Genomic DNA, 13142 nt, shown 5'->3' with positions numbered 1-13142 from the left:
TGTCCTTTACCTACTCCATAGTTCGGGTAACGTATCGGGTCGTTACTAAGGTCCGAACATTGAAAAAAAGCTGCCTTCCGGGCGGGGGCAGCTTTGCAAATCTTCCTAATTACTCTTCTTCAATTGAGTTTAGGTATTCTTCTGCGTCTTTTAGATTGTCTAGTTCTGATGGGTCAGACATCTTAACTTTAACGATCCAGCCGCCTTCGTATGGTTCTTCGTTGATTAGCTCTGGGCTATCTTCAAGGTCTTCGTTGATTTCTACGATTTCACCGCTGATTGGTGCATAGATATCTGAAGCCGCTTTTACAGACTCAACTAGAGAGAAGCTATCGCCAGCTTCAATTTCGTCTTCCACTTCTGGTAGGTCAACGAATACTACGTCACCTAGCATTTCTTGTGCGTGCTCAGAAATACCGATAGTTACTGTGCCATCGCCATTATCGCGTACCCACTCGTGGCTATCTGCAAACTTCAATGTGTTGTCCATTGCTTAATCTCCAAAAAATAACTGCGTTTAATTTAAATTGTTTATTGGTAAAGAGGGAATCGGCCACACAGTGCTTTCACTTCTTTGCGAACGCGCTGTTCTACTTCTGCGTTACCTTCAGGGCTTTCAACTAGCCCATCCAATACATCGCCAATCCAATTACCGATGAGCTTGAATTCTTCTGCGCCAAAGCCGCGGCTTGTGCCAGCTGGTGTACCCAAACGGATACCCGATGTAATCATAGGCTTCTCTGAATCAAATGGGATGCCATTTTTATTACATGTGATCCCCGCACGCTCAAGTGCCTCTTCTGCTTTGTTACCTTTCAAACCCTTAGGGCGAAGGTCAACCAGCATCAGGTGAGTATCAGTTCCGCCGGTCACAATGTCGCAACCGCGAGTCTGCAATACTTCAGCTAACACTTTTGCGTTATTGATCACTGAATTGATATAAGTCTTAAACTCAGGGCCAAGAGCTTCACCAAATGCGACGGCTTTTGCAGCAATAACGTGCATTAGTGGGCCACCTTGAAGGCCTGGGAATACCGCTGAATTGATTTTCTTAATGATCTCTTCGTGGTTAGTTAAGATCATGCCGCCACGTGGACCACGTAAAGTTTTGTGCGTTGTTGTAGTCACAACGTGCGCGTGTGGTAGTGGGCTTGGATGAGCTCCAGTCGCAATAAGACCAGCGATGTGTGCCATATCAACCATTAGAATTGCATTAACTTCGTCTGCGATTTCTCGGAACTTGGCGAAATCAATAGTACGTGGAATTGCACTACCGCCAGCGATGATCATTTTTGGCTTGTGTTCTAGTGCCAGAGCACGAACATCTTCGTAATTAATTTCTAATGTTTCACGGTCAACACCGTACTGTACCGCGTTGAACCATTTGCCAGAAAGAGCAGGGCGAGCTCCGTGTGTCAGGTGACCACCCGCGTCGAGTGACATACCTAAAATAGTGTCACCTGGCTGAAGAAGTGCCAGCTTCACTGCGCCGTTTGCCTGAGCGCCTGAGTGAGGTTGAACGTTTGCGTATTCACAACTAAAAAGTTTTTTCGCACGTTCGATAGCGATTGCTTCTACGGTATCAACATGCTCACAACCACCGTAGTAACGACGGCCTGGGTATCCTTCAGCGTATTTGTTTGTCAGGCAAGTGCCTTGAGCTTGCATTACCGCTTTAGAAACAATGTTCTCTGAAGCGATAAGTTCAATTTGTTCGTTTTGGCGAGCGAATTCCGCCTGAATTCCAGCAAAGACTGCATCATCTGTCGCAGAGAGGTTGGTAGAGAAAAAGTTTTCCAAGCTGTGGTTAGGGTAACTCTTATTCATGGTAGTTGACCTTCCAAATCTGAAAATGAACCCGCAATAGATTGAATTATTGGTTTGCGGTTAGGTTCATTTGTCCTCAAAACAGCTGTACTGCGTAGCAGAACAGAGCGAACATCCAGCCCTAAATGTGGGCAAAAACTCCGTCGGATTTTGCGTTACTAATCCAATCTCTCACGCCTAATCGTTTACGGAAAAGTGCATCTCTACATCTAACAAGGCTGTAACATAGCGCTTGAGAAAGGAACAATCAACAAAAAATTTCCTATAGGAAACACGACTTCGTGTTTTGTTAACAAGCGCACACTTTAATTAACCTGGTGGACTTTTATCCATTATATGGTTCATGCACAATGCGTATAGGGAGAGAGATAAGAACATTTAAAGAGGGAATTATGGCAGGAAGTATTTATGATGAATACCCATCGATGACGTTAACGAAAGATAACTATGATGAGAACATAGAGCCACTAAAGCTCGGTCAGCGCATTAAAGACATTCGCTCGAAGTTGGGTATTACACTCGAAGAGGCGAGTCAAAGAACTGGCCTTGCGCGCTCTACACTTAGTAAAATTGAGAACGAGCAGATTTCACCTACGTTTCAGGCGATGCAAAAACTGGCTCTTGGTTTACAAATTGATATGCCGCAACTGTTTGAACCGCCTAGAAAAAAGGTTGCTACTGGTCGTAGGGATGTCACCAGAAAAAGTGAAGGAAAACCGCATCCAACCCAAACCTATGAACACGAACTTCTTGCTACTCAACTTTCCAATAAGAAAATGATGCCGTTTAAAAGTCAGATTCGTGCGCGTAGTTTTGATGAATACAAAGATTGGATTCGCCACGACGGTGAAGAGTTTTTACTTATCTTATCTGGTGAAGTGCGATTCTATTCGGAGTTCTACGAACCAGTGGTATTGAGCGAAGGTGATAGTGTTTACTACGATGCAAACATGGGTCATATGTTGACCAGTGTTAGTGAGGAAGATGCACAGATCCTTTGGGTTACTGCCAAATAATGATAAAAAATTGTAAATTTCCTATAGTGAAGGCAAACGATTGCTATTGGTTTTAAATTCGTTAAAATGGCGTTCTATTGATGATCCATCACTCAATGTAGCGCCTTTTTTCAGCATTTTGTTGTGATTAAAATGTTAAAAGTCACACTTTTGAAAGCCAACAGTCGTCTTGTTCGTGCAAAATGGAATCAAGCGTGTTTATTATTGGAAACATAGAAAGCGAATGCCGACAGCATTCTCGGGTCTATCTAAATGGAGACGAACATGACTCAAGAACTTCTGAAAACACCTCTGCATGCACTTCATATTGAAGTTGGCGCAAAAATGGTCCCGTTCGCGGGTTACGATATGCCTGTTCAGTACCCACTAGGCGTAAAAAAGGAACACTTACACACTCGCGATGCCGCAGGTCTGTTCGATGTTTCTCACATGGGTCAACTTCGTTTGATTGGAGAGGGTGCGGCGGCATTCCTGGAAACATTGGTTCCTGTTGATATCATCGACCTGCCACAAGGTAACCAACGCTACGCTTTCTTCACGAACGAGCAAGGTGGCATCATGGATGACCTGATGGTGGCTAACATGGGTGATCACTTGTTCGTGGTTGTTAACGCTGCATGTAAAGAGCAGGACATCAATCATCTTAAAGCTCACCTTCCTGCTGACGTAGAGTTAGAAGTCATTGAAGATCGCGCGTTACTTGCTCTTCAAGGGCCAAAAGCAGCAGAAGTACTTAAGCGCTTTAATGCTGAAGCAGCAGATATGCTATTTATGGACGTGAAGAAACTAGAAATTCTGGGCGTTGAATGCATCGTGAGCCGCAGTGGCTATACGGGTGAAGATGGTTACGAAATCTCAGTTCCTAACACTCATGCTGAAGAGTTGGCACGTAAACTAACCGCAGAAGTTGAAGTTGAGTGGATTGGTCTGGGTGCTCGCGACTCACTACGTCTGGAGTGTGGTCTGTGTCTATACGGCCACGATTTGGATACAACTACAACGCCAGTTGAAGCAAGCCTTCTATGGGGTATTCAGAAAGTTCGCCGTACTGGTGGTGAGCGCGAAGGCGGCTTCCCAGGTGCTGACGTTATTCTAAAGCAGATCGAGACTAAAGATGTTGCGCGTAAGCGTGTTGGTTTAGTTGGTCAAACGAAAGCGCCAGTTCGTGAAGGTGCGGAACTGTTTGATGCTGAAGGCACATTGATTGGCGTAGTAACTAGTGGTACTGCGGGTCCTAATGCGGGTAAGCCTGTCTCAATGGGTTATGTAAGAGCAGATTTAGCAGAAATCGGTACGGAGTTATTTGCTGAAGTACGTGGCAAAATGCTACCTATGACGGTAGAGAAAATGCCGTTCGTACCTCAACGCTACTACCGTGGCTAATTAGATTAGATGAAAAAATGCCGAGCTAGTAAGCTCGGCATTTTTTATTTTTGACTGGTCTACTAAAGTTCTTCGCCTACAGCTTCATCAATCGCACAACACATATCAATAACGATATCTTCCACCTTAGCAGGGTGGAGCATGTCTTCTTTTTTGATACTGAATTGACTCGCAATGATTGTGTTGAACAGTTCCCAGTGTCTTAACAGCATCTTTTCACGATCATCAGCAATATCAGGCCATGTTTGCTGCATCAACGGTGCTAATGTCACTGCACCATGAGCAAACAGGATCATTTGCCACTTTGATTCCCAATGATCCACTGGTGCGTCAGGGAACTCAAGGTTGTACTCTTCAAAGATGTGAGCAAAGATGGATTCAAATTCTTTCTTGGTTCGTAGGAAGTAATCAAACAGAGCGTTGTCATCCTGGCGAATAGAGTCCGCAATCATCTGTACAGGGTGCGGATTGACTAAGGTAAACGCCAACATACGAACTATAAATAGATAAATTTTCGTGTTAGATGGGGTGTCTTCTGGCATTTGGTTGATCAATTCGGCCATGTAGTCTTGCATGTACTCGTCCATTGCATCGCTGACGGCTTGCCAAATCTTCTCTTTGCTTCCGAAGTGATGTCTGATCAAACTATGTGAAACACCGGCTTTTTCGCTGATATTTCTTAGCGAGACGCGCTCGTAACCAAGCTCACAAAACATATCTGCTGCAACTTTTAGGATTACGCATTTAGTGTGTTCTGCTGCTTCTGCACTTCTTCGGCCTTGCTTTCTTTCATTCATACTTCGAATTTCCCGAATATTAATCAACGCGTTACTTTTTACCAGAATCAGGCCTATTTGACTAATTTATTTACTATACATGTGGAAAATATGTTGATCTATCTCAATTTGATAATATACTGCACATCTGTGTAGTAAATTAGCTTATGGAGATAACGGGTGCGTAAACAAAATCTAAAACGCACTTTGGTTGGCGCTGTTGTGACATTGAGTCTCTCTGGTGTGCTGACTGGGTGTAATAAAGCCATATCGGAGCCGGCCGAGCCTCTGATCAAACCCGTAAAACTACTTGCGGTGAAAGATTTGTCTGTAGCGGATTCTGATGCGTTCCTTGCACGCATCGACGCAACACATCGAGCACAGCTTTCATTTCAAGTCGGTGGTGAAGTGGACCAGCTGTTAGTCAGAATGGGTCATGAAGTCAAAAAGGGTGATGTTTTAGCTACGCTTGACCCGAAAGATCTCCAATTAGCTCTTGACTCATCTCAAGCGCAATACGCACTGGCTAAAACTCAGTGGCAACGTGCAAAGAGTTTGTACAGCAAAAAACTGATAAGCACTGACCAATACGATCAGCAAGAAACTCAATATAAAGCGGCGTTAGCCAGTTTCGAACAAGCAAAAACGGATCTGAGCTACACCAAAATTCATGCGCCTTTTGATGGGGTGGTTTCTTATACGTATGTGAAACCGTTTCAAGTAGTTGGTGCAAAGCAGGAAATCCTAAATCTTATCGATAACACCACTTTGGATGTCTCATTTACATTGCCGGTAACTTACGTCGAGTCTTTATCACTTGCTTCTCTGAAAAATGCAGACATGTGGGTGACGATGGATAGCGAACCGGGTAAGCGTTTAGCGGGCAAATTCAAAGAAATATCGACTCAGCCAAATGCAGACACCAATAGCTATGAAGCTATTGTGACGATAACTCGACCGTCTGATCGCAATTTGCTAACAGGGATGACGGGACAAGTCCATATCGCGAAACAGAATTTGTCCGCTGCGATGACGTTGCCTGAGACTGCGTGGCTGAATAAAGACATACGTAAAGGTGAGGTCTGGGTGATGGACGGTGCTACTCAACAAGTTCAAAAGGTGACCTTGTCACTTGATGATAATGGCGGTGTGGAAGCGGGATTAGATACCGACGATTACGTTGTTATAGCAGGTGTTGAGCGCTTGGTAGAAGGCCAAGTTGTTAAGGCTTGGGTGCGTGAGGGTGGCATTTAATGAAACGTTCTTTGTTTACGATCTCAGCTATCGCGCTTGCTGTGCTTACCGGATGTCAAGGTGAGAACCAAGATGTTTCCGAGCATCCCCTCTACGTTTCTACCGTATCTGTTAATGCTCCGGTAAAAAGTCAGTTCCGCGCATTTAAAGGCATTGTGGTCCCGGCAGAGCAGACGCCCATCGCATTTCGACGTGCGGGTGAAATTCGACATGTTCTAGTGCAAGAGGGTGATGTGGTTAAACAAGGCCAAATGATCGCGAAGCTTGATGACAGTAAAGAAAAGCAAGCGATGAACGATGCAGATGCTCAATATACCTTGGCCATTCGTCAGTTAAAACGTGGTGAAGAACTGCACCAACGTCAAATGATTTCAAAAGCGGAACTTGACGAACTGACAGCAAATAAAGAACTGGCGGAAGCTAACTTCTATAGCGCTACCAACCAACTGAACTACACGCGTTTGTTTGCACCATTTACGGGTAAAGTTTCTAACGTTTTAAAGGAACGCTTTGAGCGTGTAGCCGCTGGTGAAAGCGTACTTAATCTGTATCAAAATGATTTGGTCTACGTGCGTATCGAACTCTCAGATAACGTTCTTGCACAAGTTGACCCAAATACAGAGAACATGAGCTACAAGCCTAGAGCTACTTTTTCTGGTGATTCAAATTCGTATTCGTTGGACTACTTGGAGCACACGAGTGAACCCAATTCAGAAACTCAGACTTATGAAATGTATCTGACCATGCCACAACCAGAAAAAGAGATTTTGCCCGGAACTAGCGTCAGCGTGATGGTTGACATGGTTGAAGCGGGTATCACATCAATTGACGGCTACAACATTCCCGTCACAGCTCTTCAGGCGGAGAGTGGGAGTAATGCATTCTCTGTTTGGAAACTCAATGGTGACGTTGTCACTAAAGTGCCTGTGAATATTTCACAAGTTAATGGTGAAGGCGCAATTATCTCATCTGGCGTTAATCAAGGAGATGTTTTGGTTAACTCTAATTTACGTAAATTGCGTGAAGGAAAACAAGTGGAAGCTGTGGAGAAGATCCAATAATGAACATTGCTGAGTATTCTATAAAAAATAAAGTTATCAGTTGGCTGTTCATTGTTATTCTTGCCGTTGGTGGTGTTACTTCATTTCTTGAACTCGGCCGATTGGAAGACCCCGCGTTTACCATCAAAGACGCAATGATTGTTGCGACTTATCCCGGTGCGACTTCTAAAGAAGTGGAAGAAGAGTTGACGTATCCGCTTGAAAAAGAGATCCGGAAACTTCCTTATATCGATAATATTACGTCAACGTCTTCAGACGGCATGTCGCAGATTATGGTGAGCATGAAGATGGACTACGGTCCTGATGAGTTGCCACAAATCTGGGACGAAATGCGCCGGAAGATAAATGATCTGCGACCAAATTTACCTCAGGGTGTGCAATCTCTTCAGATCATTGATGACTTCGGTGACGTTTACGGTGTGATGCTGATGCTGACAGGGGATGATTATAACTACGTCGAGCTCAAGCGTTATGCTGATCACCTGACTCGTGAATTGGAGTTAGTCGATGGTGTCGGAAAAGTCGATGTGGCTGGCGATCAACAAGAAATGCTGTTCGTCGAGATTTCACTGGATCGTCTTGCTGCACTCAACATGGACATGAACGTGATTTCTAACTTGTTAAACCAGCAAAATAATGTGGTTTCAGCGGGTGAAGTCATGGTGAATGGCGAAAGCCTTATCATTCGCCCAAGCGGTACGCTTAATACCGTAGAGGCACTCGGCAACCTGATCATTCACGGACGTGATACTGGTAACCTGATCCGCTTAAAGGACGTGGCGACCATCTCTCGTGGTATTCAGGAAAAGCCAAGTAACGTCATTCTGTATAATGGCAAAAAAGCGATCAACATTGGTATCTCATTCGCGTCAGGCGTAAACGTGGTCGAAGTCGGAGAGCGTCTAGATGCTGAGCTTAAAAGCCTAGAATCAATCAAGCCTGCGGGCATCGATTTAAGCTATTTCTATAATCAGGCGAATGAAGTTGATGAGTCTGTAAAAGCGTTTGTTGTTAGTCTGGGTGAAGCCGTTGCTATCGTAATCATTGTTCTTCTGTTCACGATGGGCTTACGAAGCGGGGTGATCATCGGTGTCGTTCTATTGTTGACGGTATTCGGTACCTTCATTTTGATGAACTACAACAATATAGAGCTGCACCGAATTTCTCTTGGCGCTTTAATCATTGCCCTGGGTATGTTGGTTGATAACGCGATTGTCGTGGTCGAAGGGATACTCGTCGGGCTGAAGAAAGGGTGCACGAAGCTACAAGCTGCCGTTGATATTGTTAAACAGACTCAGTGGCCGTTGTTGGGCGCTACAATAATCGCGATTACCGCTTTTGCTCCAATTGGACTTTCACAAGATGCGACAGGCGAATTCATGGGCTCTCTGTTCTGGGTTCTATGCTTTTCGCTGTTCTTGAGCTGGGTTACAGCAATTACACTGACCCCGTTCCTTGCTGACCTGCTTTTAAAAGAAGAGGACAAAGATTCGGGCTCAGACGACGAAGACCCTTATAAAGGTTGGTTGTTCGTTGTGTTTGGCGCATTTCTTAAGTTTGCTCTACGATTCCGTTGGTTAACGGTGGTTAGCATGGTTGCAATGTTAGCGGGTGCGGTGGTGGCATTTGGAAGCGTAAAACAGCAGTTCTTCCCGCCATCAAATACGCCAATGTTCTACGTTGATATGTGGATGCCGGAAGGTACTGATATCCGTGAAACGGTCAAAGAAGCAGAGTCGGTTGAAAACTATATAAGACAGCAGGACGATATTGATTTTGTCTCGGTATCGATTGGTCAGGGTATGCAGCGTTTTGTGCTGACCTATCAACCTGAGAAAAGCTACGAAGCCTATGCTCAGTTCCAAGTTAGGACGACCGACCGTGAAAATATGTTTAAGCTTCTCCATAAGTTGGATGAACACTTAGCGAAGGAATTCAACGAACCGACATTCCAATTTAAGCTGATGGAGTTTGGCCCGTCACCAGCATCGAAGATTGAAGCTCGAATTACCGGCCCTGATCCTCAAGTGCTACGCGACTTGGCGGTGAAAGTGGAAGATATTCTGCATACTGATCCTGGCGCGAGAAACATTCGTCACGATTGGCGCGAACGCACTAAAGAGTTGGTTCCAGTATTTAACGAATCTAAGGCTCGTCGTCTGGGGATTTCAAAAGAAGATCTCTCTAGTACATTGCAGATGTCATTTGGCGGTAGCACGCTAGGTTATTTACGTGATGGTACGCATACGCTGCCAATCATGACGCGTCTTCCTGAATCGGAACGTGTGGATTTCGAATCGCTACAAAACGTGACGATCTGGAGCCCGTCACTTCAAACCTACATCCCTGTGGATCAGGTGATAGATGGTGTGAAGTTAGATTGGAACGAGCCGCTTATTCAGCGTCGTGACCGAAAACGAACGCTGACGGTGCTGGCTGATCACGATGTACTGAGTGAGGACACTGCAGCAAGCCTATTTGCTCGTGTTCAACCAAAGGTGATGGCATTACACCTACCTGATGGCTACGAAATTACATGGGGTGGCGAATACGAATCATCGAAAGATGCGCAAGAAGGTCTGTTCGGTTCACTGCCGATGGGTTACTTGCTGATGTTCATCATTACCATCTTGTTGTTTAACTCGATTAAAAAGCCGCTGGTTATTTGGTTCACTGTGCCATTGGCTATCATTGGCGTGTCATTTGGTTTATTGGCGACAAATATGCCATTTAGCTTCACCGCTTTCTTAGGCTTATTGAGTTTGAGCGGGATGATTTTGAAAAACGGTATTGTGTTACTCGATCAAATTAACCTTGAATTGGATTCAGGCAAGGATCCATATGTCGCCATCGTAGATAGTGCGATCAGCCGTGTGCGCCCGGTAAGTATGGCGGCGTTGACAACAATTCTGGGTATGATTCCGCTCGTATTTGATGCCTTCTTTGGCTCAATGGCGATTACGATTATGGCAGGACTTGGTTTTGCAACAGTATTGACACTCATAGTTGTGCCAGTAATGTTTGCGATTCTGTATAGGATTAAACCGACCACTGCATAAGGACTCCTGACTTTTTAAAGTCAGTTTCCTGCCTAGCCCTGAGGGATTTCCTCAGGGCTTTTTTAGTTTTAAGAAACAGTGAGTAAGCATCGATAAGTTATCTAGGCTATGGTGTTGATGTTAACGACGTTAGATCGAAGTGAGTGGTGCTGATCATCTTTGTTGATTTCTAGCTCAGGTTATTTCGGTATAATAGTCAACTTCACACATAACAAAGCGAGAAAGTATGAACAATCGCGTATTAAAAGGGATTTACCTTCTTGGGTCACTATCACTGGTTGGCTGTTCATTTGTGGATAGTACTTCGACTGAAGCACAAATGAGTGAAGCGGAAGTGAACCAGGCGACGCCCGAGATGATTTCTTCATGGATTGATAAACAAGTTTTAGCGCCAGCAGGCCTCTCTTTGGAGAAAGACAACATTCAATATTTAATGGGAAGCGCCGATCTAAACAGTGATGGAAGTGCCGAGCATATCGTTCTTATGCAAGGTCGTTTTTTCTGCGGAAGTGGTGGTTGTACGGGATTCCTTTTCGATAACAACGGAAAAGTAATTAACAGTATGACCGTTGTAAAAACGCCTGTCGTATTAGCGGACAGTTACAGTCATGGTTGGCAGGATTTTATGGTGTGGAGTAATGGCTCATACCGACTAATGAGTTTTAACGGTGTAGCTTATCCAAGCAACCCATCACTCGAACCGTCAGTGAATCGTGATGCGAATATGCAAGCGGCGATTGCCAACGTAATGGCGTCGGATCTGTATCAGGAAGATGGTTATGACATCCAGCCTGCGCAGGAGAGAGTGCTTTGGACACCAGCGAATGTGTACTACTTTACGTTCAAACATTCTGGTGACTCAGACCGCATTTATCGCGCTAGAGTAGATATGAATAGCGGAAATGTGGAAATCGAAGCTGAACCAAACGCTCAATAAAAAAACGCCTCCCTCTACCGGAATCTGAGGGAGGCGTTGGATGCCAAAGTGGAGGGTGGCGTTTTTAAATTGTTTAAATCAGATTAAGCAGTCACTTCTTGTTTTGCTTCTGCTTTGCTTTTTAGGAAAGCGTACGAGAAACCTGTTACCGCTGTACCTGCAGCAATCGCTACCAAGTACATCAATACAGGAGTGATTGCGTTAGGGATAAGTAGCACGAACAGACCACCGTGTGGTGCCATCAGTTTTGCACCGAACAGCATTGAAAGCGCACCTGTTAACGCGCCACCTGCCATACAGGCTGGGATAACACGCATTGGGTCTTTTGCTGCGAATGGGATAGCACCCTCAGAGATGAAGCAAAGACCCAGTACAAATGATGCTTTACCAGCTTCACGCTCGTTCTCTTCAAATTTGTTCTTAGCAATGAACGTTGCCAGACCCATACCTAGTGCAGGAACCATACCTGCCGCCATGATTGCAGCCATTGGCGCGTAAGTTTGAGAAGCCAACAGACCAACACCGAACGCGTAAGCCGCTTTGTTTACAGGGCCACCCAAGTCGAAGCACATCATCGCGCCCAGGATAATACCTAGTAGTACCGCACGATCTGAACCCATGTTGTTCAGGAACTCAGTCAAGCCGTTCATAATGCCTGCAACTGGACCACCAACGATGTAAATCATTACCAAGCCAGTAAACAGGGTTGCGACGAATGGAATGATCAGAATTGGTTTAAGTGCTTCCATTGACTGAGGAAGTTTAACTTTATCAGCGAGGAATTTCGCCGAGTAACCCGCAATGAAACCAGCCGCGATACCACCCAGGAAGCCTGAACCGATAGAGCTAGCCAGCATACCGCCAACCAAACCTGGAGCCAGTCCCGGACGGTCAGCAATAGAGAATGCAATGAAACCAGCTAGAACAGGAATCATCAGAGCAAATGCAGAGCCACCACCGATACTCATCAGAGCTGCAGCTAAAGTGCCTTCCTCTTTAAACGCTTCGATACCAAATACGAAAGATAGGGCGATGATCAAACCACCAGCAACCACTACCGGAAGCATGTGCGATACGCCTGTCATTAGGTGTTTGTACACGCCTTTCTTCTCTTCGGTCGCAGAGGCAGAAGAAGAGCCAGAGTGTTGATACACGGTAGCTTGCTCAAACGCTTTATCCATCTCTTCCGCTGTTTTCTTAAGCGCAGGACCAGTCTTGGTACGGTACATTTTCTTACCGTTGAAACGATCAAGTGGTACTTCGATATCAGCAGCAATGATAACTAAATCCGCTTCTGCTATTTCTTGCTCGGTCAACTGGTTCTTTGCACCCACAGAGCCACGAGTTTCAACTTTGATTTGGTGACCACGACGCTTGCCTTCTTCATCAAGCGCTTCTGCTGCCATAAACGTATGTGCAACACCTGTAGGGCAGGCTGTGATTGCTACAATTTTTTTAACAGCAGAAGAAGCAGTACTTTCTGCAGGGGCTGAAACTGCTGTTGCTTCATCAAGAGTGGCAGCACTCTCTACAGCAGTTTGAAGAAATGCTGTGGCGTCTTTTGCAACAGCGCTAATGTCTGCTTGATAGACCTTTTTACCAACGAAACGAGAGGTATCTACTGGAGTATTCGCCGCAATGACGATAGCTTCAGCCTGTTCGATGTCAGCGTCTGTTAGCAATGTAGGTTCAATTATGCTTGATTGGCATTCAATTTTTGCATTCCAACCAAGTTTAGCGGCCGCTTGTTCTAATAGTCCTGCTGCCAGGATGCTATTTGCTACACCGCTTGGACAGGCTGTAATAATGGCAATATTCATACTGATAAC

Annotated in this window: 10 protein-coding genes; 6 read left to right on the top strand and 4 right to left on the bottom strand. The window is 45.1% G+C overall.

Annotated features, from left to right (window positions below; all coding sequences use genetic code 11):
- Positions 1–109: 109 nt before the first annotated feature.
- Together gcvH and WJM94_RS11915 are read right to left on the bottom strand one after the other, a co-directional pair.
- Positions 110–490 carry a glycine cleavage system protein GcvH gene (gene gcvH / locus WJM94_RS11920; RefSeq protein ID WP_444494431.1) on the bottom strand — a complete coding sequence of 127 codons (381 nt, stop codon included), beginning with the start codon at positions 488–490 and terminating at the stop codon, positions 110–112.
- Between the two features lie 41 nt (positions 491–531).
- Positions 532–1827: a serine hydroxymethyltransferase gene (locus tag WJM94_RS11915; protein WP_444494430.1), complete on the bottom strand. Its 1296-nt coding sequence runs from the start codon at positions 1825–1827 to the stop codon at positions 532–534.
- 392 nt (positions 1828–2219) lie between these two features.
- Here WJM94_RS11915 and WJM94_RS11910 point away from each other — a divergent pair, with 392 nt between their 5' ends.
- Together WJM94_RS11910 and gcvT are read left to right on the top strand one after the other, a co-directional pair.
- Positions 2220–2843 (top strand): helix-turn-helix domain-containing protein, encoded by a 624-nt coding sequence (locus WJM94_RS11910; RefSeq protein ID WP_444494429.1) that lies wholly within the window; start codon positions 2220–2222, stop codon positions 2841–2843.
- A 264-nt stretch (positions 2844–3107) separates the two neighbouring features.
- Positions 3108–4226, top strand: a complete 1119-nt coding sequence (gene gcvT / locus WJM94_RS11905; protein ID WP_444494428.1) for a glycine cleavage system aminomethyltransferase GcvT — start codon at positions 3108–3110, stop codon at positions 4224–4226.
- A 62-nt stretch (positions 4227–4288) separates the two neighbouring features.
- Here the strand turns inward: gcvT and WJM94_RS11900 are convergent, their stop codons facing one another.
- Positions 4289–5023, bottom strand: coding sequence for a TetR/AcrR family transcriptional regulator (locus WJM94_RS11900; protein WP_444494427.1), 735 nt, complete (start codon positions 5021–5023; stop codon positions 4289–4291).
- Between the two features lie 159 nt (positions 5024–5182).
- Here WJM94_RS11900 and WJM94_RS11895 point away from each other — a divergent pair, with 159 nt between their 5' ends.
- The 4 genes from WJM94_RS11895 to WJM94_RS11880 all read left to right on the top strand — a co-directional run bounded on the left by WJM94_RS11895 (position 5183) and on the right by WJM94_RS11880 (position 11313).
- Positions 5183–6256, top strand: a complete 1074-nt coding sequence (locus WJM94_RS11895) for an efflux RND transporter periplasmic adaptor subunit (protein WP_444494426.1) — start codon at positions 5183–5185, stop codon at positions 6254–6256.
- Positions 6256–7317: an efflux RND transporter periplasmic adaptor subunit gene (locus WJM94_RS11890; protein WP_444494425.1), complete on the top strand. Its 1062-nt coding sequence runs from the start codon at positions 6256–6258 to the stop codon at positions 7315–7317. Before WJM94_RS11895 ends, WJM94_RS11890 begins: the two co-directional genes overlap by 1 nt.
- Complete coding sequence (locus tag WJM94_RS11885) at positions 7317–10376, top strand: efflux RND transporter permease subunit (protein ID WP_444494424.1); 3060 nt, start codon at positions 7317–7319, stop codon at positions 10374–10376. The genes WJM94_RS11890 and WJM94_RS11885 overlap by 1 nt, the downstream gene beginning before the upstream one ends.
- 226 nt (positions 10377–10602) lie before the next feature.
- Positions 10603–11313, top strand: a complete 711-nt coding sequence (locus WJM94_RS11880; RefSeq protein WP_444494423.1) for a hypothetical protein — start codon at positions 10603–10605, stop codon at positions 11311–11313.
- 83 nt (positions 11314–11396) lie between these two features.
- On the opposite strand, the gene fruA is transcribed toward WJM94_RS11880, so the two are convergent.
- Positions 11397–13133, bottom strand: coding sequence for a PTS fructose transporter subunit IIBC (gene fruA, locus WJM94_RS11875; RefSeq protein WP_444494422.1), 1737 nt, complete (start codon positions 13131–13133; stop codon positions 11397–11399).
- Positions 13134–13142 lie beyond the last annotated feature (9 nt).

Source organism: Vibrio sp. YIC-376 (assembly GCF_052353105.1).
In the GTDB taxonomy this organism is placed as follows: Bacteria; Pseudomonadota; Gammaproteobacteria; order Enterobacterales; family Vibrionaceae; genus Vibrio.
Note: the sequence above shows the minus strand (reverse complement) of the source record. Positions and strands in the feature narration are given on the sequence as shown.